This is a genomic window from Ignavibacteria bacterium (assembly GCA_017303675.1).
GTDB lineage: Bacteria > Bacteroidota > Ignavibacteria > Tepidaquicellales > OLB5 > OLB5.
On sequence record JAFLBX010000002.1, the window covers coordinates 675,446 to 701,971 of the forward strand.

At 38.2% G+C, this 26,526-nt stretch carries 23 protein-coding genes; 14 read left to right on the forward strand and 9 right to left on the reverse strand.

The genetic code is table 11. From position 1 onward, the window contains the following. The first annotated feature begins 40 nt into the window (after positions 1-40). Positions 41-571, forward strand: a complete 531-nt coding sequence (locus J0M37_12495) for a hypothetical protein (protein ID MBN8585901.1) — start codon at positions 41-43, stop codon at positions 569-571. Beyond that, positions 568-1,863, forward strand: coding sequence for a bifunctional folylpolyglutamate synthase/dihydrofolate synthase (locus tag J0M37_12500; GenBank protein ID MBN8585902.1), 1,296 nt, complete (start codon positions 568-570; stop codon positions 1,861-1,863). The genes J0M37_12495 and J0M37_12500 overlap by 4 nt, the downstream gene beginning before the upstream one ends. Positions 1,864-1,866: 3 nt before the next feature. On the opposite strand, the gene J0M37_12505 is transcribed toward J0M37_12500, so the two are convergent. From J0M37_12505 to J0M37_12515, 3 genes are all read right to left on the reverse strand, one after another. Then, positions 1,867-2,337, reverse strand: coding sequence for a hypothetical protein (locus J0M37_12505; protein ID MBN8585903.1), 471 nt, complete (start codon positions 2,335-2,337; stop codon positions 1,867-1,869). 37 nt (positions 2,338-2,374) lie between these two features. Further along, entirely contained in the window at positions 2,375-3,139 is a 765-nt protein-coding gene (locus J0M37_12510) for a hypothetical protein (protein MBN8585904.1), read from the reverse strand. Positions 3,140-3,248: 109 nt separating this feature from the next. Further along, positions 3,249-3,818, reverse strand: a complete 570-nt coding sequence (locus tag J0M37_12515; protein ID MBN8585905.1) for an RNA polymerase sigma factor — start codon at positions 3,816-3,818, stop codon at positions 3,249-3,251. 277 nt (positions 3,819-4,095) lie between these two features. Between J0M37_12515 and J0M37_12520 the strand changes: the two genes are divergently transcribed. Together J0M37_12520 and J0M37_12525 are read left to right on the forward strand one after the other, a co-directional pair. Further along, the gene (locus tag J0M37_12520) at positions 4,096-5,091 is read left to right on the forward strand and encodes a transglycosylase SLT domain-containing protein (protein ID MBN8585906.1); all 996 of its coding nucleotides are present in this window, start codon (positions 4,096-4,098) and stop codon (positions 5,089-5,091) included. A gap of 37 nt (positions 5,092-5,128) precedes the next feature. Then, entirely contained in the window at positions 5,129-6,046 is a 918-nt protein-coding gene (locus J0M37_12525; GenBank protein MBN8585907.1) for a phosphatase PAP2 family protein, read from the forward strand. A gap of 132 nt (positions 6,047-6,178) precedes the next feature. On the opposite strand, the gene J0M37_12530 is transcribed toward J0M37_12525, so the two are convergent. From J0M37_12530 to J0M37_12540, 3 genes are read right to left on the reverse strand one after another with little or no spacing between them, the layout of a single operon-like run. Beyond that, on the reverse strand, positions 6,179-6,970 hold the full coding sequence (locus J0M37_12530) for a DUF3108 domain-containing protein (protein MBN8585908.1): 792 nt from the start codon (positions 6,968-6,970) through the stop codon (positions 6,179-6,181). A gap of 21 nt (positions 6,971-6,991) precedes the next feature. After that, the gene (locus J0M37_12535; protein ID MBN8585909.1) at positions 6,992-7,723 is read right to left on the reverse strand and encodes a hypothetical protein; all 732 of its coding nucleotides are present in this window, start codon (positions 7,721-7,723) and stop codon (positions 6,992-6,994) included. 11 nt (positions 7,724-7,734) lie between these two features. Next, positions 7,735-8,685, reverse strand: coding sequence for a glycosyltransferase family 9 protein (locus tag J0M37_12540; protein MBN8585910.1), 951 nt, complete (start codon positions 8,683-8,685; stop codon positions 7,735-7,737). A gap of 185 nt (positions 8,686-8,870) precedes the next feature. Here J0M37_12540 and J0M37_12545 point away from each other — a divergent pair, with 185 nt between their 5' ends. Next, the gene (locus J0M37_12545) at positions 8,871-10,193 is read left to right on the forward strand and encodes a dipeptidase (GenBank protein MBN8585911.1); all 1,323 of its coding nucleotides are present in this window, start codon (positions 8,871-8,873) and stop codon (positions 10,191-10,193) included. 182 nt (positions 10,194-10,375) lie between these two features. Then, a complete protein-coding gene (locus tag J0M37_12550) occupies positions 10,376-12,205 on the forward strand; it encodes a DNA primase (protein ID MBN8585912.1) in 1,830 nt (609 codons plus the stop codon). A gap of 151 nt (positions 12,206-12,356) precedes the next feature. Here the strand turns inward: J0M37_12550 and J0M37_12555 are convergent, their stop codons facing one another. The 3 genes from J0M37_12555 to J0M37_12565 form a co-directional block, all read right to left on the reverse strand. Beyond that, the gene (locus J0M37_12555) at positions 12,357-13,778 is read right to left on the reverse strand and encodes an SBBP repeat-containing protein (GenBank protein ID MBN8585913.1); all 1,422 of its coding nucleotides are present in this window, start codon (positions 13,776-13,778) and stop codon (positions 12,357-12,359) included. A 251-nt stretch (positions 13,779-14,029) separates the two neighbouring features. Beyond that, positions 14,030-14,803, reverse strand: coding sequence for a slipin family protein (locus tag J0M37_12560; GenBank protein MBN8585914.1), 774 nt, complete (start codon positions 14,801-14,803; stop codon positions 14,030-14,032). Positions 14,804-14,991: 188 nt separating this feature from the next. After that, positions 14,992-16,293, reverse strand: a complete 1,302-nt coding sequence (locus J0M37_12565; protein MBN8585915.1) for a nodulation protein NfeD — start codon at positions 16,291-16,293, stop codon at positions 14,992-14,994. A gap of 337 nt (positions 16,294-16,630) precedes the next feature. Here J0M37_12565 and rho point away from each other — a divergent pair, with 337 nt between their 5' ends. The 8 genes from rho (at position 16,631) to J0M37_12605 (ending at position 26,504) form a co-directional block, all read left to right on the forward strand. Further along, complete coding sequence (gene rho / locus J0M37_12570) at positions 16,631-17,878, forward strand: transcription termination factor Rho (GenBank protein ID MBN8585916.1); 1,248 nt, start codon at positions 16,631-16,633, stop codon at positions 17,876-17,878. Between the two features lie 80 nt (positions 17,879-17,958). Further along, a complete protein-coding gene (locus J0M37_12575; GenBank protein ID MBN8585917.1) occupies positions 17,959-19,530 on the forward strand; it encodes an Rne/Rng family ribonuclease in 1,572 nt (523 codons plus the stop codon). A 3-nt stretch (positions 19,531-19,533) separates the two neighbouring features. Next, positions 19,534-21,153: an L-aspartate oxidase gene (gene nadB / locus J0M37_12580; protein MBN8585918.1), complete on the forward strand. Its 1,620-nt coding sequence runs from the start codon at positions 19,534-19,536 to the stop codon at positions 21,151-21,153. A 29-nt stretch (positions 21,154-21,182) separates the two neighbouring features. After that, positions 21,183-23,666 carry a hypothetical protein gene (locus J0M37_12585; protein ID MBN8585919.1) on the forward strand — a complete coding sequence of 828 codons (2,484 nt, stop codon included), beginning with the start codon at positions 21,183-21,185 and terminating at the stop codon, positions 23,664-23,666. Positions 23,667-24,303: 637 nt separating this feature from the next. After that, positions 24,304-24,792, forward strand: a complete 489-nt coding sequence (locus tag J0M37_12590; GenBank protein ID MBN8585920.1) for a hypothetical protein — start codon at positions 24,304-24,306, stop codon at positions 24,790-24,792. A gap of 82 nt (positions 24,793-24,874) precedes the next feature. After that, the gene (locus J0M37_12595; GenBank protein ID MBN8585921.1) at positions 24,875-25,147 is read left to right on the forward strand and encodes a hypothetical protein; all 273 of its coding nucleotides are present in this window, start codon (positions 24,875-24,877) and stop codon (positions 25,145-25,147) included. Further along, positions 25,128-25,385, forward strand: coding sequence for a hypothetical protein (locus J0M37_12600; GenBank protein ID MBN8585922.1), 258 nt, complete (start codon positions 25,128-25,130; stop codon positions 25,383-25,385). The genes J0M37_12595 and J0M37_12600 overlap by 20 nt, the downstream gene beginning before the upstream one ends. 633 nt (positions 25,386-26,018) lie before the next feature. Beyond that, a complete protein-coding gene (locus J0M37_12605) occupies positions 26,019-26,504 on the forward strand; it encodes an NADH-quinone oxidoreductase subunit C (GenBank protein MBN8585923.1) in 486 nt (161 codons plus the stop codon). Positions 26,505-26,526 lie beyond the last annotated feature (22 nt).

Sequence of the window (26,526 nt, forward strand, 5' to 3'; positions counted from 1 at the left end):
AAACCCCGGTAATAATCGGGGTTTTTTATTCGTTTTAAATATGGAAAACGGGTATTCAATATTAATTATTACAGGACCGGTTGGAGCAGGAAAAACATCCGCTGCAGAAACGATATATGACCTTCTTTCTGCAAAGAAAATCCCTTGCGCAGTTATTGATTTTGACTGGCTTACATCAGCTTACCCCTCACCGAATGATGACAGATTTAACTTCCGTCTGGGTATTAAGAATTTAAATTCCATTATACCTAATTACTTAGCGCTTGGAATCAAACTTTTCATTATCCCTACAGTGATCGAAAGCAAAGAAGAAACAGAAGCATTCAAAAAGTTAATTCCCGGTACCAATATATTTGTTGTCAGACTCACTGCTAAAGCAGCTACGCTGCATAAAAGACTGGATAAAAGAGAGATAGGAAGTTTACTGGATTGGCACAAAGCAAGAGCAATTGAGCTAATTAGTGTATTTGAAAGCAAACATCTTGAAAATATTGTTGTTGATACTGAAAGTAAACCCATCGAAATCATTGCCAAAGAAATCCTGCATTATTGGCCGGAGGTGACAAAGTGAAGAACATAAACGAATATTTTCAATATCTATATAAATTAGAACGTGTTGGAATAAAATATGACCTTACCAATATTACAAAATTATGCCGGTATTTAGGGAATCCGCAAAATAATTTCAAATCTATACATATAGCCGGAACAAACGGTAAGGGGGCAACAGCTTCTTTTATAGCTTCTGGCCTGAAAGAGCATGGCTATAAAACCGGACTTTTCACTTCACCGCATATTCTTGAGTTTAACGAAAGGATCAGGATAAACGGTAAATGCATAAGCAGAAGCTATATTAAAAAATTCCTTACGGATAATTTTAAAATAATAAAGAAAATTAAACCTTCATTTTTTGAAGTCAACACAGCAATGGCATTTAAGTATTTTGCTGATAATAATGTTGAGGCTGCGGTAATTGAGTGCGGCCTGGGGGGAAGGCTTGATTCTACCAATATCTTAAATCCTGATGTATCGGTTATCACTCAGATAGATATGGACCACATGCAGTTCCTTGGCAACACCTTAACTCAAATAGCAAAAGAAAAGCTGGGAATAGTTAAAAAGAATGTTAAAGTAATAGTAAGTGATAATAACAGCAGGCTTGTTAAGTTATTTCACAGAGCAATTCCTGCAAAGGACCTGCTTTACATTGATGATATTACAAAAATTAAAATAATTAATAATTCCGCTAAAGGAATAAAGTTCAGCCTGAATGTTAAAGACGGCACTGCACTAAAGCTAACCTCTCCCCTTTCGGGGGCATATCAGTCACGCAATGCAGCAGCAGCGTATTTTGCGGTTAATGAGTTTTTAAGGATAAACAATAAGAATTTTTCACTACAAAATTTTAAAGCAGGAATCAAAAGAGTAAAGCAAAATACAGGATATTTCGGAAGGCTTGAATTAATGAAGAGAGGTTCAAAAGAATACCTGCTGGATGTCTCACACAATCCAGATGGATTAAAAAATGCAGCAAGTGCAGCGAAAAATATTTCATTTAAGCCTGATGCTGTTATATTCGGTATTATGAGTGATAAAGATCACAGAACTGCCTTAAAAGTGATATTGCCAATAACAAAGAACATAATATTCACCAAACCTGGTTATGAACGTGCCCTGGAGCCCGGTATATTATTCGCAGATTCATTAAAGCTTAAAACCAATAATAATTTGATGATAGCTGAAAGTGTAAAGGATGCATTAATTATCGCTGAGAAGATGAAATATAAAAGAATTATGATATCAGGTTCATTTTTTATAGTTTCAGACGCTTTAAAGTCGCTTGGTCACAAAAAACTTCCTTAGTGTTTAATCTTTAAACGGTTTTTCCTTTTTATTATCCTTCTGGTATTGCTTAAGAAGCTTTTTTATTTCATTATTGAACTTTCTTTCAAATACTATCATTTTAGCTATCTGCTGTGCGGTAAGTATTGATTTCATATCCTCTACAAATAATTCACGCCTGTCATTTATCCTGGCTTCATAATCAAGCAGCTGGTTAACCAGCGTATCCAGGCCGCTGCCTGATTCGATATTTTCAGTCATAAGCTTATATGCTTTCGCCCTTTTTTTATTAAGGTCCTTAATATCAGCTGAAAACGTTTTATACTTATCAATAAAAACTGTTTTTGTGCTCTCATCCAGCTCAAGCTTTGCTGTCAGCTTTTCAAGCTTAATTTCCTGCAGCTTTTCCCTGAAATCATCCTGCGAGAGCACACTGTAGTTCTGAAACAGAACAGCAGTTAAGAGGATCAGAAATATTTTGTAAATTTTTATCATATCATTAAAATTTAAACTTTCATTTATATGCAACTGATTATAAGTTACTGTTTATTAGCTCTTCAAGAAGCCTTGTCTGTTCATTGTCATCGAGTTTCTTTAGCTCATTAATCGTTTCTTCATCCAAACCTGCACCTTCGCCGGTTGCAAATACAGATGTTTCTTCTATATCATCATCTAATGCAAATTGATCTTCATTTAACTTTTCATTTTCTTTTTTGCTGTCGTTTGCATTAACATCATCTTTAACTATTTCATATTTATATTCTATGGTATTCCTTTTAACCGGCTTTTGGTTATCTTCAGGTGTTAAACGGTTCTCATTTTCTTTAACAATATTATTTTCAGGCTTGTTTTCCTGTTTAATATCCTGCTTATCTTTTATTATTTCTTCAGGCTTTTTATCCTTATTTATATTTTCAATTTTCTTTTCTTCTGTAAGCTGGGTATTTGATGGTTTAACAACATAATAAACCAGTGCTATAAGAAGGACCGCTGCAACAGGTACAATAACTTTCCACAGCACGGAGATCTTTTTCCAGGAAAAACCTTTAGCCTCACGGCTTTCGATCTTTTCATGGATCCTGGGAAGAAGTGTATTCCAGTACTGGGGAGCAGGTTCTGTAAATTTAACAGAACTTACGAAATGGAGAGTATCCTTCATTTCATTGTAAAACTGCTTAAGCTCCGGAAATTCCGTCAATCCCTGTTCAACACGTGATTTATCAGCCTCATTAAGCTCTCCCGTAATATAATCAGGAATTAAAATCCGGATCTCTTCAATATTTAATTTACTGTTCATTTATTATTACCTCACCCCCAACCCCTCTCCTGTAAGGAGAGGGGAGGCATGGGATTGATTAATTTGTTCTTTTGCTTTTATTTTTGCTTTTTTACTTTTGACTTTTGTTTTAATATTCTATTTTTCCCTTTAAATAGTCACCAATTTTTTTTACTGCGTGAAAATAATTCGCTTTTATACCGCCTGTTGATTTTCCAAGAATATCGGCAATTTCATCATACTGAAGCTGGTCATAATATCTCATATTAAATACTGCTCTTTGCTGCGCCGGCAGCGTTTCAATTGCTTCTGCCAGATACCTGCTTTTTGTCTCATCATCAATCATTTCATCGGCACCTTTATCTTTTGATTCTATCGGATCCAGTACCATCTCAACACTGACTGTATTTCGCACCTTAACTTTTTTCAGATGATTGATGGAGTAGTTAACCGCAATTCTGTAAAGCCATGTAAATAAATTCGCTTCTTCCCTGAAATCCTTTAAAGCGCTGTGAACTTTAATGAAAACTTCCTGTGTGATATCATCGGCTTCATCATGATCCTGAACCATTTTTCTGATGACCCAGTAAACCTGCTGCTGATATTTTCTAACTATCTCGTTAAAACCGGTAATATCACCGCTTTTAAACCTGCTGATCAGCTCTTTATCGTTATTTTTATTCGCAATGTTCCCCGTCATTATGCGAGCTGTTGGTTTACCTCGAGTCGAATTTGTAAATTATTGTTATCATTATGTTTATTCAGCAATAATTGAATTACCAGCCCGCTTTTTACCCTACTTTTCATAAATATGACAATATTTTCAGGAAATAGTTTAATTATTGAAGCATAAATTTAAAACGAAAAATTTGAGTAAAATATTGATTTTCTCAGTAAATAATAGCATTTCATTAAGGATAAAAAAATGCTAAAATTGAAACTATTCTGATTATATTTGCATTAAATTCTTTGTGTACTTGAGCCTAAAGTCAATAAAATTAGATAATTTACTTAAAATTCCGGTTATTATTATAGCCGCAATGGTCATCATTGTTATAACAACAGTGATAGTTAAATACGCTGATTACAATTCAGGCACTACAATGGAAACAAAAAGCTCAAACCCTGATGCAGTAATACCCCCGGTAGAAACAACAAGCGACAGCAAAAATGATAATTACATGAAAAATGTCAGTTACAAAAACGCTATAAATATTGAAAATGCGTTTTTGAACTGGCAGAACCTTTTTGATATATTCACCTACAACCTGAATGACAGCACATTTAACACTGCTGATTCAGTTGCCAGGTATGAGAACATGGTCAAGATTATCAGAAATCCTAACAGGAAGTTCAATAAAGGCGGCTCTGACCAGATACTGGAACAGTATGGTGATATAATCCTCGAAGAATGCAAGTATTACAATCTTGACTGGCGCTTAATTCTTGCAATGATCAGGCAGGAATCAGCGTTTACTTCAGATGCTGTATCTCATGCGGGGGCTTACGGTTTTATGCAGATAATGCCAAGAACAGGCTCAATGCTTGAGCAGACATTAAAACTTGAAGAACACCGCTCACCTGCTAACAATCTGAAAGCCGGCATTTATTACTATGCAATGCTTGTGGGCAGATTCTACGGCACGGGCGATACCAATATGTACAAGTTCGCGCTTGCATCCTATAATGCAGGCTCCGGACATATAGAAGATGCTATGAGCATGGCTTATTACTTTAACCAGGATTATAAGGACTGGGATATTGTTAAGGAATACATGAAGCTGCTTGCACCGGGTAATGACTCCCTGCACCAGCTTGTATGGAACTCAAGGCCGCCTCATGCAGTTTTTGCAAACTGGAAAGAGCCTTATAACTACGTTGAAAATATAATGTGGTACTGGCAGCAGTATAAAAAGCTGTACCCCTTACCCGAAGACAATAAGAAGTTAAATAAGAAGAAGAAAACTAAATAATAATTGTCATTCCTGCGAAAGCAGGAATCTTTACTGAATGAATATAAAATTGTCCTGTATCATAATTACCTTACTGCTTGGTTATAGTTCCTATTCACAGGATACGATCAACTTTAAACTGTTTGACTCTCTTAAAACGAAGTCAGAAGATTCTCATAAAAAAGTAACTACCGTTCCGCAAAATTCAGGGGATTCGATTACAATACCAATTCCGCTGGAACCTACGAACTTTGATGTAAGGCTTTTCCGCTCAATAAACAATTCACGCTCACCGCTTAAAACCAAGGTACTGAACACATTTGATAACTCAATGCTTCCGGTAGCATTAATGCTGCCGCCTTCATTATTTATTTACAGCAGGGTGAAAAGAAATACGTACGATGAAAATTCAGCTTACCTGTTATTTAGTTCAGAGTTCACTAATTTTGCTGTTACGTTCGGGATAAAAACTTTTTTCAAACGAGCAAGACCGCTTAATGCGCTAAAGAATGTACACAGCAAAGGTATGCCGATACTTGATGTATATTCATTTCCTTCGGGGCATACAAGCACAACATTTGCAATGGCTACAATGTTCGCATTGAGATATCCTGATTATCCCCAGGTGTATGCACCGATGTATGTGTGGGGATTTATAATAGCTTATGCCAGACCCTATTTCGGGATGCACTACCCCAGCGACCTTCTGGCTGGCGCACTGATAGGAACAGGTTCCTCTGTTTTGGTGTATTCACTCCGCAAGGAATTGTTCAGATTTAAAAACCAGGTTTTAGGTGAAGATAAAACTGATGAAGGCTCAGTAAACGGCGGTGTTCTCACATTTTTCGGTGCAGCGTTTGCAATAAGCGCTATATTTGATAATTTTATATTTAAAGAAGACCCCGGCAAACGGTTCTTTATTTCACCATGGATGGATAATAAACGCGGCGGGCTGAATGTGAAGTGGAAACTGTAAAAAGAATTACCGAACTGGTGAAAATCTCAAACCAATCAATCTGTAAATAATAAAAATCTTTACTATTCAAGAACAAGGGGTTGCAACCCCTTGTTCTTGAAAATTCTGTTCTAATTAACAATTATTAAGTAACTAGTCACCTACTTTTGAATCCAGCGGGCCGTTAAGGCCGGAATACTGGGTCAACTCAGCAACAAGTGCTCCTATAACTATCTTCATCTTAACCTTCACCGGAATTTTTCTTTCATCATCGCTCAAATAAATAAAAATATCTGAGGTTTTGTTGGTAAAACCTTCCTTAAGCATTGGTCTAAGGATAAAAGTTTTAAATTCACCGGCAGCAACATCAACTGTTTCCCTTCCTTCAAAACGGATATCAAGCGGATAAAAATTATCTTTGTAGAAATAATTCACAGTTACAACATCGCCTTCCTTCTTACCTTTCCAGTCAAGTGTTCTGGCATAATAAAATGAAGAAATAAGGTCCTGCACATATTCATTTTTTGAAATATGTGTTTTATCTTCCACATAGTTTACCTTTGTATATACCTTCAGGCTTTCCTGTATAAAAGTAGCTTCAAAATCGTGTTTAAAGTCACTTTCACGTATGTGCTGCTCAAACCGCCAGGGGAAAATACCCTGAACATCAATGAATGTTTTGTAATTATCACGAACCTTGTATATCTTATCGAAGCTTGAGCGTGAATTCACATCGAAGTTCACTTCGTATGTTTCACGGTTATTATACATGAAGGGCGATGGCGATACGGTCATAAACGCCTCTGCGGCCGTAATAAAGCCGTAGCTTACTTCGAATGAAAGCCTTTCACCGAATGAAAATGCATTGTTGGTATGCGTTCTGAACTGGGCATAAGCCGCAACATTCAAGGCAGCAAAAAGCAGTAATACTTTAATTGATCTCATATATTAATTTAGCGTAATTATTTATTTTTCCTCGTTTTTTGAATCATCTTCTTTTTTATCCTTTGGACGCTTGAGAAGCTTTGTATCAAAATCAGAATTAAATGTAATCTTTGTTATGGTAACATCACCTGTCTGGCTGGAAATTTTATAAGGCATGATTACATCAGAATCTGTAACCTTCCTGAAATCAGAAAAATTGCTTGTCATGCCCGCTTTAATTTCCTTTACCTTGTTAAAAGTCTTCATATCGAAATATGCAGTTGAAACGGTCATACTATCTCTTAACAGATCCACTGTATAATATTCAGTGGAGTCGATTGTTTCATTCTGCAGCAATAAATATGTAATTCCGTGTTCTTTCGGGTTAACATAATTACCCCACATTGAGCCATCCATATTTTTTGTGTTCTTTTTTATCTCTTCTTCTGTCATATCCTTTATCATATCTCCGAATTTCGTCCAGCCTTTCTTCTTTTTCACGTCAATAGCCTGTTTCATATTGAATTCCTTCATCGCAATATCCATATAAACATAATTTTTACTGAAATAGATTTCAAGGCTGCCGGATTCACTGCCTTCGCCGATCTTTCCTTTCATACGGATCGATTCAATATCATTCAGTGCATCTTTTCCGCCGGAGGCAATAATATAATTATCTATAACATCCTGCCCGGTTTTAACTTCCTTAAAATTCTGAGAATTAGCATTGAAAACAGCAAAAATCAACAAAAATAGAGTAAGTATTTTTTTCATTTTCAGATTTATTATTTATTTAATTCCATGTATTTATTTATAAAATTATAAACTTCGTTTGGTTCAATATCGTTCATTACATCCCGAGAATTATCATCTTCATCTGGTACGAAAATCTTCTTTTTGGCGGTCAACGGACCCCATCTCAGCGGACTTTCAACCCTAACGGGTGAATACAAGCCTACCACAAACGTACCAACAGCAGCCGCAATATGTATGGGTCCGGTTGAATTACCCAGAAACAGGCTTGCCCGGCTAATCAAAGCCGCAAGTTCGCTCAAATTCATGTTAAAAACGCAAAAAATGCGGTTATTTTCAGGTAATTGTTCCACTATCCTTTTAACTTGAACTTCATCGCTTGTTGTTCCTGTTAAAACCACCTGATAACAATTATTTACATTATCAAGAATATTACGCAAAAGCTGCAAAAAGTTGAAATCACTCCATACTTTGGCAGACCCTAAGGACGGAATATGTATCACAATGAATCTCTGAGCTATATCAAAACCTTTAGAATTTAACTTCCCAAAAGCACTATCCAGATGCTCATTTTTTACTTCAAGCTTAACGGATAACTCCTTTTCATTATAGTAGTTAACAGCTTGAAGTAAATCCACATTATAGGCACTTTCATGCTTTATAGCTTCTTTCCTGTGCTGGTAATGTGGAAGGTTAAACAGAAACGAATACCACCGGTAACCTGTACCAAGCCTGTATTTTACTCCTCCAAAGTACATTCCCAGCGCAATTTGAAAATTGGGATAAACCGCAATTCCAAGGTCATACTTTTCAGCCTTACAAAGAGCTTTAACCCCGGATGTTGTTACTTCATCCATTTTATGGACCTTGTTTAAACCCGGGTAATCAGAAACCAGCTCATATACCCTGCTTTGCACCAGCAGATCTATGGTTGCCTCCGGAAATCTTTCCCTTAGGGCATCTATCACAGGAAGTGTAAGCAATACATCCCCGATCCGGTCTGTACGGCAAACCAGGATGCGGTTTGGCTCTGCGATTAATTTAGTATTTCTTGCGATTTTTTAGTAAATTTATAAATTAAATATAATTTTTTTTCTTCTCACTAAAAAGTATAATCGTTTATTGCCATTTGCAGGCAATATTGTATATTTACTGAAATTCAATGTATATGAAAGTACTAATACTGGCTTTAATTCCCGCGTTGATGTTCTGCAACTTCGCATGTTTTTCGGGCAAATCGCCCGGAACGGACGGCACAACAGGCAGCCAACCACAAACATCACCCCAAAGCACCGGCAAAACTGACAGCAATAAAGTAAGCAATAATTCAGGCAAACAGGATTCAACTATGAGCACAAACAAATACAGCGATCTTAACAAAGACGCTTTCAGGCTTCACTATGACGCAATTGTAATAGATACACACAACGATATTTTAATGCCGGTATTCCTGCAGGGTGCCGATCTTAACAGGGATAATCCCGGGACGCAGTCAGACCTGGTGAAATGGAAGCGAGGCGGGCTGGATATACAGATGTTTTCTATCTATGTGCCTGAAAGGTACAAATCAAATCACTACAGCTACGTAATGAAGCTGATTGATAAGCTTGAGGAAACCCAGGCTGAAAATCCCGAAACATTCGCACTGTGCAGGAACTCCGCTGAGCTTGAAGCAGGCTTAAGCGCGGGAAAGTTTGTGGGATTAATGGGAGGCGAAGGCGGCAATATGATAGAAGGCTCAATGGAAAACCTTGAGACCTTATACAGCCGCGGTGTGAGATACCTTGGCTTAACATGGAACACAAGCAATGCAATAGCGATTTCAGCAAAAGATGAAACTGAGCGCGGTAAAACAGGCGGATTAACGGAGTTCGGCGTGGATGTAGTAAAACGAATGAATGAGCTTGGAATGCTGATCGATGTTTCACATTTGGGCGAGACAGCATTCTGGCAGGTTGCGGAGCTTAGCAATGCGCCGATTATCGCATCACACTCCAACTGCTACTCACTTGCACCGCATTACCGCAATTTGACAGATGAGCAGATAAAAGCGATAGCCAAATCAGGCGGATATATAGGGATAAACTTCTTTTACAAATTCCTTGACCCAAGCGGAAACCCGGGCTCTATTAAAAACGCGCAGAATAAATACCGCAATGCGGCAAACCAGTTTGCTGATGAATTCGGTGATGACCTGGTTGGATTCAACGAAAAAAGATATGAGTATATTACCGGCAATCCAGTTAATACCGGCACACCTGTTGATATATTGATTGACCATATTGATCATATTGTAAAGCTTGTTGGAGTTGATTATGTTGGCTTAGGCAGTGATTTTGACGGCAGCATTACAACAGTAAATGAGCTTTATGACGCAACCTGTTACCCCATTATCACCAAAAAGCTTGTTGAGCGCGGTTACACTGAGCAGGATATCCGCAAAATACTTGGCGGTAACTTTTTGAGAGTGTTTAAACAGGTATGCGGTTAACCGGTAACCCGGAGTGACTGCAGTTTTTGGCAGGAACGAAGGGTTCCATCACTGAAAGTAATTTCTCAATTTTATAATTTCAATTTCCAAAAAATCCTGTCATGCTGAATGAAGTGAAGCATCCAGACTTATATTCTGGATTCTTCGTTCGCTTCGCTCACTCAGAATGACATGAAGATTATATGAAGATCCCCCAATCAAAAATAGACGAAATATCATCATCACTTGATATAGTTGATGTGATCTCGGCATACACTCCCCTTCGCAAAGCGGGCAGAAGCTTTATGGGCAGGTGTCCATTCCATGAAGAGAAAACCCCATCATTCAGTGTATCGCAGGAAAAAGGGGTTTACCACTGCTTTGGCTGCGGCAAAAGCGGCAATATGTTCACCTTTATCATGGATACAGAGAACATGACTTTCTTTGACGCGGTAAAGCTGCTTGCTGAAAAAGCTAATGTTACAATTGAATTTGATAACGAGCCGTACGACCCCGATAAAAATAAAATTGAGCTATATTACGATATTAACCGCAAAGCAGGCAAATATTTTTACGATAAGCTTATGAGCCGTGAAGGCGCATATGCGAAGGAGTATTTAAATGAGCGCGGATTAAAGGATGATACTATAACAAAATTCGGGCTTGGGTACTCACCGCGCGATAAGGATGCGCTCTTCAGGGAGTTTGAAAATGATTTCACCACAGAAGACCTGCAGAATGCAGGGCTGATACTCGTGCTTGGCGCGGGTGAGATCCGCGACCGTTTCAGGGGCAGGCTGATGTTCCCCATATTCAATGATTCAGGCAAAGTTGTAGGTTTTGGCGGAAGGCGTATGTACGATGAAGGCACAGATGAAGCAAAGTATGTTAATTCACCCGAAACGCGGATATACAATAAAAGCAAAACGCTTTACGGACTTAACTTCGCAAAGGGTCCCATAAAACAAAAAGGATTTGCAATACTTGTAGAGGGTTACATGGATCTTATTTCGCTTTATCAAAGCGGGATAGAGAACGTAGTTGCTTCAAGCGGTACAGCGCTGACACAGCTTCACACAAAAATTTTAGGGCGTTATACAAAAGAGGTTGTGGTTGTATATGATGCCGACCTTGCGGGACAGAATGCATCACGCAGGGCTATAGAGATACTGATAGAGAATGATATTTCAGTAAGCGTACTCGAGCTGCCTTTTGGCGATGACCCGGATACATATATTAAAAAGAACGGTCTGAGCGGGTTTGAGCATCTTCTTGCAAACAGGCTTTCAGTCATAGATTACATAGCAGAGCGTTATGAAACTGAGGGCAAGATGTCCACACCTGAGGGAAAAACTGAATTTGTAAGAGAAATAATAGGGCTCATAGCAAAAATGCGTGATGCCATTAAGCGTGATTTTTATGTAAAGGGTATCGCGGAGAAATTTTCTATTTATGAAAGCACAATCCGTAAGGAGCTTGATACCATAGTGAAATCAAAAAGCCGACCGCAGTTCAATGAACGCGATTCAGAAAGCAGAAAGCCGGAAACACCCGCTAAGGAAAAAAGCACGCGCTTTTCAGCGGTGGAGCTTGTACTCATAAGGCTGCTGGTTGATTCAGACGCGCAGACCAAGGCAATGCTGATGAACGAGCTTGAGCTTGACCTGGTAAAGAATGATACAGTACGGAAAATTGTAAATTACCTGATGATGAATATCGATTCACCTGAAAAACTTGCGCTTAATCAGCTTTTCATTGAATTCCAGGATGAAGAAGCAAAAAGCATTATTGGGAAATCATTACTGGATGATAACTATGTAATGCAGGGCGGCAGGAACAGGAATTACATGAATGAAGCGAACCAGGTACTGGGTCAATTAAAGCTTACAAATATTAAGAATACGATAAAAGAGATTGAGACAAAGATCAAATCAATAGATAGTTCATCACCTGAAATACTTAAGCTGCTAAATGAGCAGCAAACCCTCCGCCGCGAGCAGATGCAGATTGAGAATAGTATGAAGAGTTTATAGGAAAGTGACGAAAGTTTACATTTTGCGAGCGAAGCTAATCAATAACATGGGGAAAATTATTCTGTTGTTGGTGACAACACCAACAACGGGGGTAAATATAAAAAACTATAAATATAAGATTGCTTCGTCGCTTACGCTCCTCGAAAAATTCCTACTTTATCAGAATCATTTTTTTTGATTCAGAAAACTCGCCTGTTTCAATTTTATAAAAATAAACACCGCTTGGGAAGTTTGAGGCATCCCAATTAATTTTGTAATTTCCCGCATTAATTTCACCCGATACTAACTCAGATACAACAACGCCAATTGAGTTATATACGTTTAATTTAATAATGGACCTTTTGGGGACTGAAAAAACTATTGACGTAACAGGATTAAACGGATTCGGATAATTCTGGTATAATCTATATTCTGAAGGAATACTTGAATTAACATACTGAATTCCAACCGTAGATGAATACTTTATAACTACAATGTCGCTGTCATTTCTACCTTGAGGGACTGAGCAACCTGTTATGAGTATGTTCCCTTCGTTATCAAGTGCAATGTCAGTTGAAATACTATAGGGTTCACCAATATACCTCGCGATCCACTGTTGAGTTCCGGATGTATCAAATTTAATAGTGCAGGCGTTATACAGACTGTTAATACCCAAACTTATTCCAGTGACGTAAGCATTTCCATTTGGATCTACCACTATATCCCTGATTCCATCAAAATTATTCCCGGGACCGTTATATCTTGAAACCCAAAGCTGATTTCCGTCAATATCGTATTTTACCAGGCAATAATCATCACCCCCTGATGTTCCCGGGCTTTGTCCACCAACATAAATATTATTTTGTAAATCTACTGCATTTACCCTTGCACCTTCATAGCTATTGGTTGGTCCATTATATCTTTTCACCCATTTCTCTACCCCGTTTGAATCGTATTTTACAGTACAAAAATCTGAGCTTGTACCGGCGCCCGTACTATATCCACTTACATATACGTTATTGAAAACATCCAGCGACAGAGAAAATGCACCATCTACATTGTTTCCAGGACCATTGTATTTTTTCACCCAAATCAAATTGCCATTCGGGTCGTATTTCAAGGTGCAAAAGTCATCCATGCTCCCCGATTCATTTGTAAAACCTGTTACATAGAAGTTACCCCGAATATCAACGCTCAAGTCTTGAGGATAATCTTGTGAGTTAGCACTACCAAAGTAGTATTTTTGCCACAAGATAACGCCATTTGAGTTTAATTTTGTAGTTATGAAATCATTAAATGAACCAGAATTTGTAACATAGCCGGTAATGCAAACATTATTATCTTTGTCACATACTATTTTTGTTGACTCACCAAAACCAATATTTACTTCCCAAATCTTAACACCAAGTGTATTATACTTAACAACCAGTCTGCTAAAGTTACTAGTACCTGCAATATAAACATTACCAAAAGCATCCAAAGTAATTGACTTTGCAGCATCAAAAGTATTGTTATATAACCTAACCCAATGAGTATCGCCGGTAGGAAGAAACTTAATCACACACATATCAAAACTATTATTCTGTTCCTGCACTAAACCCGAAATAAAAATATTATTTGAGTTATCTATTACAATGTCATTTGAGATATCTTGTCTGTCATTTGGCCCTATATATTTGCTAACCCATGTTTGTTCAAACTGGCAAAACAAATCATCTTGATACGCAAAGATACAAAATAGTATAATTAGTAAAATTCTAGTATACTTCATTATTTTTGGAAGTTGTTAAAAAATTAACCCGACAGTTTAATAAACTACCGGGTCATTAATATTCAAAAAATTAATTACTTCTTCGTGCCGCTATCAACCATCTTCATGAACTGTGATATTATATCAACAGGCAGCGGGAAGATTATTGTTGAATTCTTCTCGGTAGCAATTTCCGTTAAGGTCTGCAAATATCTGAGCTGCAATGATATCGGCTGCTTATTGATAACTTCGGCTGCATCGGCAAGCTTTTGCGAAGCCTGGTATTCACCATCTGCGTGAATAACTTTCGCTCTTCTTTCTCTTTCAGCTTCAGCCTGGCGCGCCATTGCGCGCTGCATTTCGATCGGCAGATCGATCTGTTTTACTTCAACGTTTGATACTTTAATACCCCATGGTTCTGTGTGGTCATCAATAATAGCCTGAAGTCGTTTGTTTATCTCATCCCTTTCGGTTAACAGCTCATCAAGCTCGCTTTGTCCAAGCACGCTGCGCAGGGTTGTTTGCGCTATCTGCGATGTAGCAAAGAGGAAGTCCTGCACCTCAATTACAGCCTTCTCAGGCTGCAGCACGCGGAAGTAAACAACGGCATTCACTTTTACTGAAATGTTATCCTTGGTCACAATATCCTGTGAAGGAACATCCATTACAAGCGTGCGCAGGCTTACTTTTATCATTTTATCGATAAACGGGATCAGGATTATGAGTCCGGGTCCCTTGGTTTGGGAATACCTTCCCAAACGGAATACAACGCCTCTTTCATACTCCCTTAATACTTTTATCATGCTGAAGAGCACAATGACAAAGAATAGGAATACAAAGAACAAAAATGTTATTATTACTGCCTCCATATTGTCTCCTTATGGTTTAATTTTTATAAAACTTATATTGAAGAATAAAAATTGAATTTTTAAATTTATAAGATTGCTTCGTCACTTCGTTCCTCGCAAAAAAGCAGGTCATTTATTCAACACTTCACCTCCGCAATCTACAAACTCAACCTGATATATGTAACCTGTAACCTGCAGCCTGTAACAAACTACACCTTCTGCACCACTATTGTCAGATCCTTCACTTCGAGTACTTTTACTTTATCGCCTTTGGCAATGTTTTCACCTGATTCAGCCTTCCAAATCTCGCCTAAAACTTTGACAGTACCTTTACCGTTAACAATATCAACAAAAACTTCGCCAATTTCGCCTATCATACCTGATTCACCGGTCATAGCTTTTCTTCTGTAAGTGCGGATAACAAGCCATGCAAGTACTGAGAACAATCCTGCAATAATAACAACGGTGGTTATAATTACGCTTAGCGAAATATCAACAGCCGCTTCCAGCGGCGATGAGCCTGTATCTATAAGCATCATAGAGCCGATGAACATAGCAATAACACCCGCTACGGTAAGCATACCATAGCTTGTAACTTTAATTTCAGCAATGAACAAAATTATGGCAAGCAGAATCAAACCTGCCCCCGCAAAATTTATCGGCAATGTGTGGAGTCCGTATAATCCCAAAAGAATACAAATAGCCCCCGTTACTCCCGGCAGTATTCCGCCCGGGTGATAGAATTCGAGAATTATGCCCCACATACCTATCATCATTAAAATGTAAGCGATATTGGGGTCGCTTATAATACCAAGGAACTTATGAAACCAGTTCTCTTCAAAATTTACAATAGTATAATTTGACGTGTTGAGTACTTTTTTGCCTGCTGAAGTTTCAACTTCCCTGCCGTTAATTTTTGAAAGCAGGTCATTCATATCATTTGCAACCAGGTCAATAACGCTGTCTCTCAGCGCTTCGGTTTCCGTAATGGAAACACTGTTCCTTACAGCGTCTTCGCTCCACTTAACATTACGTTTGCGTTTTTCGCTTATTGAGCGGATAAATGCCGCGGCATCATTGGTTACTTTTTCGCTCATAGTGGAATCCATTTTGCTTCCATCGCCGCTGACGGGGTGAGACGCGCCAATATTTGTACCCGGAGCCATAACGGCAATGTGCGAAGCAAGCGTTATGAAGACTCCCGCGCTGGCTGACTGTGAGCCCCCGGGTGATACATACACAATTACGGGAATAGGAGCGGTAAGGATATCGCTTACGATATAGCGGGTGGATTTCAGCAAACCCCCTGGAGTGTTCAGCTGGATAACAAGACACTCAGCATTTTTGCTTTTAGCTTCATCAATGCTTCTGCGGATAAAATCTGATGTTGAAGGATTTATTGAGCCATCAATTTTAATAACATACACAACCGGATTCTGCTGGCTATTTAAACCCGCTTCGCATAAAAGCAAAAACAGCAAAGCTAAAAATATTTTTATACTTATATTCATAATAGACCCGGTTTATAATTGCGCTAGCTTAAAGATGAATATATATATTGATTATGAACAAAAATAGTGAAAAATTTGCAGAAATAGCCAACATTTTTTTGATAACACTATTGTTTAATACAGCATTGTTTTGTATATTTGTATGTAATTAACACATCAAAAACAACCCGGATTTAAATAATCTGAAAAAATCGTTTACTTTCTGAGTTATCCAAATTTAATTTTCCAAACAAATAATTATCCAAATATAGCTTTCCGGTTATTACAAATCTAAAACTAACAAATAAAATTAAAGTGTATTATGGCATCAGATAAAAAAGATGATTTAAAGCCTTCTATGGATTTAGCCGAACTGAAGAAAAAGAAAATTGGCGAGCTTTACGAAATCGCAAAGAACTTAAACATTAACGGATACAGTGATCTCAGAAAACAGGACCTGATCTACAAGATCCTTGAAACAGGAACGCAGAATGACGGAGTGGCATTCAGCAAAGGAGTGCTTGACGTTCTGCCTGACGGGTACGGTTTTTTAAGATCATCAGATTATAACTACCTCTCATCACCTGATGATGTTTACGTTTCTCCTTCACAGATAAAAAAATTCGCCTTAAGGACCGGTGATACCGTAAGCGGGCAGGTAAGGCCTCCCAAAGACGGTGAAAGGTTCTTTGCTCTTTTAAGGGTTGATAAAGTAAACGGAGTTGAGCCTGAAAAGATGCGTGAGAGAACATTGTTCGATAACCTCACGCCGCTTTATGCAAACGAAAGGCTTAACCTTGAATCAGCCCCGGGTGAGTACGCAACAAGGATCATGAACCTGTTCACACCAATAGGTAAAGGAAACAGGGGCATGATAGTTTCACCGCCCAAGGCAGGAAAAACAATTTTGCTTCAGCAGATAGCCAACGCTATTGCCAAGAACCAGCCTGATGTTGAGCTTATTGTCCTATTAATAGATGAGCGTCCGGAAGAAGTAACGGATATGGAGCGCTCTGTAAGGGCAGAAGTGATAAGCTCAACCTTTGATGAGCCGCCTGAGAGGCACGTACAGGTAAGTGATATAGTTCTTGAAAAGGCCAAAAGGCTTACTGAAGCCAAGAAGGATGTTGTAATACTTCTGGATAGTATTACCCGTCTTGCAAGGGCGCACAATACAGTAGTACCGCACAGCGGAAAGATACTTTCAGGCGGTGTGGACGCAAATGCATTGCACAGACCAAAAAGATTTTTCGGAGCTGCAAGAAACATTGAAGAAGGCGGCAGTTTGACAATTATAGCAACTGCGCTGGTTGAAACCGGAAGCCGAATGGATGAAGTTATCTTTGAAGAGTTCAAAGGAACCGGTAACATGGAAATTGTTCTTGACAGAAAGCTTGCCGATAAGAGAATTTTCCCCGCAATAGATCTCAACAAATCAGGCACCAGGAAAGAAGAGCTTCTTTTAGACGAAGAAGAGCTTTCAAAGGTATGGCTGCTCAGAAAGATCCTCAGTGACTTCTCACAGGTTGAAGCAATGGAATTCCTTTTAGGAAAAATGAAAGGGACCAAGCACAACAAAGAATTTTTAAAAAGCATGAACTCATAATATAAATATGGGCGCTTTTTAAATTAAAGCTTATGCGTGTGCTATAGTCTGATTACTAAGTGAGTTAACATGGATCTCGAATGAAAAAAGAAATTGTCATCAACTCTAATGCTGATGAAAACCGTATTGCCATAACGGAAGACGGAAAACTGAGCGAGCTCTTCATTGAAAATGAAGAGTATGAGCGCGTTATTGGCGATATATACCTGGGTAAAGTTGCAAAGGTCATCCCCGGTATCAAAGCCGCATTTATTGACCTTGGATTCAAACAGGATGCATTCCTGCATTTCAGTGATGTTGGCGACCAGGCAGAAGATATGAAGGCTTTGCTTGGCGATGATTCAGATGTGGATGATGATGATGACGAAGAAGATACACCGCCGCCACAGAAGCAGCAATCAAAAAGAAGGCAGATGCCGCGCTTAGAGCGCGGGCAGAGAATAATTGTCCAGATAACAAAAGAACCCGTAGGCAATAAAGGCGTAAGGGTCACATCTAAAGTTTCACTTCCCGGAAGGTACCTTGTATTTCTTCCCTTCGAAAATAAAGTAAATGCCTCGAAACAGATACAGAACATGCGCGAAAAGCGCAGGCTTAAGAATATCGTCAGGAATTACAGGAATTCCAAAGGATTGGAATTCGGCGCAATTATAAGAACAGTTGCGGAAGAACAGGATGATAAAGCTATACTTGAGGACCTGGAAAATCTTTACAATATCTGGAAGGATATAGAAAAACAAATAAAGACCGGCACTCCCCCTGCCCTGCTGTATAAAGATCTTACAGTAACTACGAGCGTGATACGTGATCTTTTCCGTGATGACGTTGAAAAGGTTATTGTTGATTCCAAAAAGCTGCTTAAGGAAATTCAGCAGTACGTGAAAATTAATTCACCAGAGCTGCTGAACAAAGTTGAGCTTTATAAAGGCAATAAAGCGCTGTTCGATATCTACGGTATCGAAGCGGAGATACATCAAACCCTGAGCAAACGCGTTCCCCTGAAAATTGGCGGCCACTTGATAATAGAAAAAACAGAGGCGATGTACGTAATAGATGTAAACAGCGGAAAATACGCCAAAAGCAAGGACCAGGAAACCAATTCACTTAAAACAAATCTTGATGCCTCGAGGGAAATTGTGAGGCAGATAAGGCTTCGTGACCTTGGAGGAATTATTGTAATAGATTTTATCGATGTTTACGACGATAAGAACAAGAAAAAAGTTTACGATGAGCTTAAAAAAGAGTTCAAAAAAGACAGGGCAAAAGTAACAATACTGCCGATGTCAGAGTTCGGTTTGGTGCAGATAACGCGCCAGCGCGTGAGGGAAAATGTTGTGCGTTCAATTACCGAGCAGTGCCCGTTATGCGGTGGCAGCGGAATACTGGAAAGCTCAACCAATATATTAACTCGTATAGAGCGCTGGATAAAACGTTATAAGCTTGATAAGAACAAGCCTTCGGGCAAGCTGATTTTAAAAGTTCACCCCATGGTTTACACCACGCTTCGCGAAGGAACTATAAGCAATATGACAAAAATCGCTTTCAGGTACCTGCTTAGAATAACACTGGAAGAAGATACATCGCTTTCATTCCAGGATTTCAGATTCATCCGCGCAAAAACAAATGAAGATATAACCGCAAATTATTCATAACCCGTGAAGCTGAAAACAGACATACTTGTTATTGGCAGCGGTATAGCCGGGCTCTCATTTGCATTAAAGGCAGCAAAATATGCCCGTGTTTTAATAGTTACAAAAAAAGACAGGGCAGAATCAAACACCAATTATGCACAGGGCGGTATTGCCACAGTTACATCCCCTGATGATTCATACGATCTACACATAAAAGATACACTGGAATGCGGCGCTGGCTTATGCCATACTGAAGCAGTTGAACAGATAGTTAAGAACGGTCCGCACCTTATAAGCGAGCTTATTGAGCTTGGCGTAAACTTCAGCCGTGAACAGGGAAAGCTTGACCTGGGCAGAGAAGGCGGGCACTCGCGCAAACGTATAGTTCACGCAAAAGACCTGACCGGCAGAGAAATTGAGCGGGCATTGCTTCATAATATCAGTATAAATAAAAATATCACTGTACTTGAACATCATACAGCGGTTGATCTTATCACAGAGCATAACTTAAGCAAACCGGCAAAGAAAAAAAATAAAACATGTTTCGGCGCATATGCATATGATGAGATAAATAATGATATTAAAACTATAATTTCAAAGATCACCGTTATATGCACAGGCGGTATAGGGCAGGTTTACCTGCATACAACAAATCCCGCAATTGCAACCGGTGACGGGATCGCAATTGGTTACCGCGCAGGGTGCGCAATAGGCAATATGGAATTTGTCCAGTTCCACCCTACCAGCTTATATGAAAACAAGGCAACATCAAGCGAGGCACAGTCATTTTTAATCAGCGAAGCTCTTCGCGGAGCAGGCGCAATATTAAAAACTAAAGACGGCAAAGAGTTCATGCATAAATATGACAGCCGCGGCTCGCTTGCGCCGAGGGATATTGTTGCCAGGGCTATTGACAGCGAGATGAAAAAGAGCGGCGATGATTTTGTTTATCTCGATATAACTTCCCTCGGCAAAATTTCAATAAAGAATAAATTTCCATATATCTATAAAAAATGCTTATCAATCGGAATTGATATGGCAAAAGATATGATCCCGGTTGTACCGGCAGCACATTACAGCTGCGGCGGTATTGTTAGTGATCTTAACGGGAAAACTTCGCTGGGCTCATTATTTGTTTTAGGCGAGGCATCAATGACAGGTGTTCACGGCGCAAACAGGCTTGCAAGCAATTCACTGCTTGAAGCATTGGTTTATGCAGATAAAGCGGCAAGGATCTGCCGTGCAGAGCTGAATGATATTAACAATATCCCTGAAAACAGGATACCTGAATGGGATGACAGCGGGACAGATAATACTGAAGAATGGATTTTAATTTCGCAAAATAAAAACGAAATTAAACAGATAATGTCTAATTATGTAGGCATTGTGCGTTCAAACTTAAGGCTTCACAGGGCTTTGAGAAGGATAAAGCTTATCAAAGAAGAGATAGAGACATTCTACAAAAAAACAAAGGTGAACAGAGAGCTTCTTGAATTGAGAAATATGGCTCAGATCACTTATATGATAATTCGCTCCGCTTTAATGAGAAAAGAATCAAGGGGGCTGCATTACAGCACAGATTACCCTGAATTAAAACGCTCTTATTTAAAGGATACAATAATTACAAATGAAACAGTGAAGTAAACCAATTGATAATTTTTAAGATTTAGTTAATGAGCACAAAATCTTCCGAATCAAAAAAAGGCACTACTCACCATAAAGCTGAAAGCGGCTTCGCCAAAAAAGAAACGCTGACTTTAAAGCATAAGCTTGGATTACTGCTTGTTTCATTAAGTGTCCTTATGCTTGAGTTTACTCTTATCAGGGTGCTCTCAATATCCCTGTGGTACCATTTCGCGTTCATGATAATAAGTATAGCTCTGCTTGGGCTTGGTATCAGCGGTGTAACAATAATAATCAGCAAACGGATTTCAAACGTTGAGATAAATTCATTTTTAACTATTACTTCCCTGCTTTACGCAGTATCTGTAATTTTATCTTTTGTGATACTCAATAAAATTCCTTTTGACCCTTTCAGCCTGTTTATAGATACCACTCAATTTTTATACCTGCCGCTGTATTATATACTGATAACACTTCCTTTCTTTCTGGCAGGTTTAATTATAGGGCAATTATTTACAAGGTTTAAAAATAATATCAACAAGCTTTATTTTTATGACCTTGTTGGCGCAGGCTTAAGCTGTTTTGTTTTTATACTTGTATTGCCGCAATTCGGCGGTTCAGGCGGAATAGTTTTCGCTTCAATTTTGGCATGCGCCGGTGCTGTACTTTTTGCCATCCATAAAAGCAGGATGCAGACAATCGGGCTTTACGGCGCAATTATTATGCTGATAATTAACGGAGTATTTTTAACAAACCCTGAATCTTATCTTCCTATATATATTTCATCAAATAAAGTTTACGGGAATTATATCAGCGAAAATCCTGACCTGCGCCTGCTGACTAAATGGAATTCATTCAGCAAGGTTGATGTAATGAAGGATGACGGCGAAAATGTTGACGATTACCCAGTTTACACTGCAATTATCGATGCCGGTAATTCCACAACCAATATACCAAAGGTGCCGAATGTGCTTGATACAGGTGCAAGGCCGCCGTTTGATGCATCAATGCTTGCAATGCTGCTTAAACGTGAAGATACTGCAAAGGTGTTTATCCTGGGTTCCGGCGGCGGCGGAGAAATATTAACGGCGCTTACCAATAACGCTAAATCGGTTACTGCTGTTGAGATTAACCCGATACTCAACGACCTTGTTGAAAAGGATCTTTCCAATTACTGGACAGGCGGGATCGCGAAGGATAAACGCGTTAAGATAATTACCGATGACGCAAGAGGCTGGCTTCGTTCCAAGCGCATAAAGTATGATGTAATAATCAGCGCGCATACAATTTCTGCCAGCGCAACAAACAGCGGAGCTATGAGCCTAGTTGAAAATTACATATTAACACAGGAAGCTTTGCGTGAATACCTTCAGCATCTTGATATCAACGGAATTTTGTATATCACAAGACCTGAGCCGCAGATGCCGAGGCTTGTAGCATCAATAAAAGAAGCGCAGAAATTAAACGGCGGAAGCGATATTAAAAATCAATTTTACATTTTTAAACGTCCCCCGACTGATTTTGAAATTGATGTAAGTTATTTAACAGGCGTACTGTTTAAAAAGAGCGGATTTGATGAATTTGATATTCAGAGGCTCAAAACAATGGCAGCGTTATTGAATCTAGAAACTATTTACGACCCTGTTTCAAACCAGGACGGAATATTCAAGGATATCGTTCAATCGAACAGCATAAATGAAATTGCAGGAAAATACCCTGATATAAAATTATATCCTGCAACGGATGATAAGCCGTATTTTGAGCATAACACAGATTTTACATCGATAAATTTCAGCAAGATAAAAGAATCATTTTCACAGGGTGACCGCGCAATGCTTTCACTTGTTCAAAAGCCGGTTGCAGAATCAACACTGGTTATTCTGCTGCTGCAGACAATATTGATCTCAGCGCTACTTATTTTCCTGCCGATTTATTTAAAGTTCCGCAAAGACCCTGAAATAAAAAAAGTTAAAAAGGGCAAGTATATTTTATACTTCGCTTTACTTGGATTGGGATATATAATTATTGAAATATGCCTGATACAGAAATTCACCCTGTTTTTGGGGCAGCCTGTTTACACAATGTTAACGGTAATTTCAACAATGCTGATATTTTCAGGTATTGGCAGCATGTTATCTGATAAAGTAATTAAGCTTGTAAAGAATGTTAACATAGTTTATATCATAATTGCCGGACTGACGGTGATATTGGGACTTGCAAACTCCGCAATTTTTGAAGCACTTGCCAGAATGGATATAATGTGGCGTGTGATTATTTCAATATTGTTGATAGCACCATTGGCGTTCTTTATGGGAATACCTTTCCCCTACGGAATGAGCACAATTGATAACAATCAAAAGTATCTTGTAGCCTACGGCTGGGGTGTTAACGGTTTCTTTAGTGTTTTGGGAAGTGTGCTGGTTGTAATGCTTTCAATGAGCTATGGGTTTATAGTTGTATTTATAATTTCGGCATTGCTTTATCTAGCCGCTATGCTTGTTTCAGGAAAACTGAAACCAAAGGCTACCGCGTAAGTTTTATTTTATTCCAAACCTGGCAGTTCTTTTTGATACTTTAACCAATTTGGATGGTCAGAAAAGCCTTAACCACAGAGAACACAGAGTACACAGAGGGTATACCTGTTGTGGGGCTTTGCCGGCTTAACAAGAAATTACTTACGAAGTTAAAGAACAACAATTATATTTGTAAGGTCGATTTTTATTCAGTTGATAAGTTTGGAGCATAACACTTTATGATACTAAAACTGTTCTGGTTTGCATTAATTTTTATAGATATAATTCTGATACAAACTTTCAGCCAATTTGTAGTATTTTACATTGGTAATTGGCCGATACTCATTTGCATATCTTTATCCTGGAGTTTATCTTTTGCTATTATTTATTTTATTAAGAAGAATGATACCAGTACTGCAAAAGCAATCCTGATTTTAGTTTTTGCACTTCTGGTAAGTACAGTAATTGTTTATTATGGATACTATTTCCTAAGTTTGGTATTACTTGTTTCAGCATTATCAATTCCAATTTTAATTTATAACGGGATCAAATATGTTTTCAAGCAGACAGAATCGATAGTTAGCAAAAAACCTATGTTTGTTAATAGGAAACATTAAGTTCAGTTATTTCCAAAAAATTAAATAAAACACATCTTTAAGTGAATAAAATAATCAACATTAATGCTCCTATCATTCCTAATGAGAGTTTGGGCGGAATTAAATTAAGAGAAAATAAAAATTCACTTATAGGACAACTCAAGCAAAACAAAATTTCATACGAAGTTTCATATGAAAATGAAGATAATAAACGTGTATCTTTATTTTCAATTCTTGAGGAGATAATAATAGTCTCCGTAGATAACAAGAACTCTAAAATATTCAGAGTTACAGCCAATGCAGGTTACATTGCATGTTTGTTTGATAAAATCAAGATTGGCTATACTCTACAGGATGTTATTAACACAGGCGAAGGATTTTATTACGACGAAAGAGAAGATACAATTCTAAGCAGCAAGCATCACGGTGTATCTCTTGATTTAGATGTACCTGACTATTTAGCTACTGATGTAATTAACCCGAAAATCGGAAGTATTTCTGTTTTCGCAGAAGATAGTATGTCACTAGAGGGACAAAGGGGGAAATGGTGAATCTTGTTGAATTTAGTGTTGCTGGCTGGTATAACAACAAAGAAATATGATAATAACAAATAAGATTAATAATAATCTTTAGATGATAATACTAGATGATAATAATAAGCCAATAGATAGCGTAGAAGTATACTTAACGCTTGAAGAAGCAGAAGAGTTTTTAGGAAGATTGATTTCTAATAATGAAATGCCCGATGATTACCTGGAAGCCGGAAACGTATTCGGTACAGATGATGGCTTTGATGTAGAATCAGGTTATCTTGAATTTGGTATATATACTCCCGAGAATAAAAACCAATTTCCCAATTTATTGATAGAACTAATTAATGAAGAATATGAGAATAATAAATCCTGAAGAAAAAACACTTATCAATATACTAGGTTTGATTCTATCTAAGTCTGAGGCAGCATTTATGATTGATGAACTGGAGCTTTTAATAAATGGCAATGGTAATCATGTTATCAATTTTGATAATAATTCAAAAGGCAATGGAAGTGGAAGAAAACATATAAAATTCTTTTTATATGATACAAAATTAGTTGAAGGATTAGACAGCGAAACAAAGAAACTTATTAAGTATGGCAAGATTTAAAATATAACGATTACGCCCTTACAGGGCTATGTACCAGCTTTACCTCCGCGATGGACTGCGTCCATCGCTAGAGTATTTTGCCCCTTAAGTACTAAAGGCAGAGGTAGTGAAAATTAATAATTCGTGAAATTAGTGTAATTCGTGGTTAAGATTTTGGCTTTGTTTTTCCCGCCGTCATTGGTGTTCTCACCAACTACAAAATACAACCCGTCGCAATAATGTATTAATTGTTGAGAGAAATATAATATTGTGTTAGAATTAAAATCTGATTTTGATTGAACCGTTGGTGAGAAAACTGCATAATCAGTCAAGCACTAACGTTGGCGTATAAATTATGACAACTGCCCTTCGACTCCCACGCCTTAGGCGGGCACAGCGCTCAGGGCGACATCCAATTTCTGTAGTAGAGCCCTTTCAGGGCTAAAGGCAGAGGTAGTGAAAATTAATTATTCGTGAAATTAGTGAAATTCGTGGTTAAGATTTTGGCTTTGATTTGTTTGAACATCACTGCTTGTGAACTTCCTATGGCATTTCTAAAATAGATAGATTTCAAAAATCTAATTATAAACAAATTACAACAACCCTTACAGCATTGAATATCTTATCATATTTTGCTAAATTTGCCTATAAATTATGGCAGAATTAACGGAAAAAATCAAAGAAAAATTCTCTGAATCGAATGGTTTCGGGGGATTTGTTTTTACAGAAAATCTGAATTACCCTATGATAGAGCTTCCAAAAGAAAAGCTGCTTGAAGTATGCAGAATTCTAAAGGATGAATTTCAGGTAGATCAGTTACGGGATGTTGTTAGCGTTGACCGTTTCACTAAAAATGAAAGGTTTGAATGCATTTATAACCTGTATTCACTTACACACAGGTACAGAGTTTTTTTAAAGGTTAAGCTCGATAGCAAAAATCCTGAAGTAGAAAGCCTTTGCCCATTATGGAAATCCGCTGACTGGGCTGAGCGTGAAGCATGGGATATGATGGGTATCAAATTTTTAAATCACCCTGACCTGCGCAGGCTGTATATGATGGAAGAATACGAGTACCACCCGTTAAGGAAAGATTACCCGCTTATGGGCTTGCCGGGCGCAGTAACATTACCAAAAAAATAAAAAGCTTTACGATAGAAATATA

What these genes read in the sequence shown, in the direction of transcription:
- J0M37_12575 (MBN8585917.1), top strand. Translation starts at nt 17,959, where the DNA reads ATGAAAAAAGAAATTGTCATCAACTCTAATGCTGATGAAAACCGTATT.
- J0M37_12535 (MBN8585909.1), bottom strand. Translation starts at nt 7,723, where the DNA reads ATGAAAAAAATACTTACTCTATTTTTGTTGATTTTTGCTGTTTTCAAT.
- J0M37_12560 (MBN8585914.1), bottom strand. Translation starts at nt 14,803, where the DNA reads ATGGAGGCAGTAATAATAACATTTTTGTTCTTTGTATTCCTATTCTTT.
- J0M37_12530 (MBN8585908.1), bottom strand. Translation starts at nt 6,970, where the DNA reads ATGAGATCAATTAAAGTATTACTGCTTTTTGCTGCCTTGAATGTTGCG.
- J0M37_12510 (MBN8585904.1), bottom strand. Translation starts at nt 3,139, where the DNA reads ATGAACAGTAAATTAAATATTGAAGAGATCCGGATTTTAATTCCTGAT.
- J0M37_12550 (MBN8585912.1), top strand. Translation starts at nt 10,376, where the DNA reads ATGAAGATCCCCCAATCAAAAATAGACGAAATATCATCATCACTTGAT.
- J0M37_12545 (MBN8585911.1), top strand. Translation starts at nt 8,871, where the DNA reads ATGAAAGTACTAATACTGGCTTTAATTCCCGCGTTGATGTTCTGCAAC.
- J0M37_12515 (MBN8585905.1), bottom strand. Translation starts at nt 3,818, where the DNA reads ATGACGGGGAACATTGCGAATAAAAATAACGATAAAGAGCTGATCAGC.
- J0M37_12525 (MBN8585907.1), top strand. Translation starts at nt 5,129, where the DNA reads ATGAATATAAAATTGTCCTGTATCATAATTACCTTACTGCTTGGTTAT.
- J0M37_12565 (MBN8585915.1), bottom strand. Translation starts at nt 16,293, where the DNA reads ATGAATATAAGTATAAAAATATTTTTAGCTTTGCTGTTTTTGCTTTTA.
- J0M37_12600 (MBN8585922.1), top strand. Translation starts at nt 25,128, where the DNA reads ATGAGAATAATAAATCCTGAAGAAAAAACACTTATCAATATACTAGGT.
- rho (MBN8585916.1), top strand. Translation starts at nt 16,631, where the DNA reads ATGGATTTAGCCGAACTGAAGAAAAAGAAAATTGGCGAGCTTTACGAA.
- J0M37_12605 (MBN8585923.1), top strand. Translation starts at nt 26,019, where the DNA reads ATGGCAGAATTAACGGAAAAAATCAAAGAAAAATTCTCTGAATCGAAT.
- J0M37_12505 (MBN8585903.1), bottom strand. Translation starts at nt 2,337, where the DNA reads ATGATAAAAATTTACAAAATATTTCTGATCCTCTTAACTGCTGTTCTG.
- J0M37_12595 (MBN8585921.1), top strand. Translation starts at nt 24,875, where the DNA reads ATGATAATACTAGATGATAATAATAAGCCAATAGATAGCGTAGAAGTA.
- J0M37_12585 (MBN8585919.1), top strand. Translation starts at nt 21,183, where the DNA reads ATGAGCACAAAATCTTCCGAATCAAAAAAAGGCACTACTCACCATAAA.
- J0M37_12495 (MBN8585901.1), top strand. Translation starts at nt 41, where the DNA reads ATGGAAAACGGGTATTCAATATTAATTATTACAGGACCGGTTGGAGCA.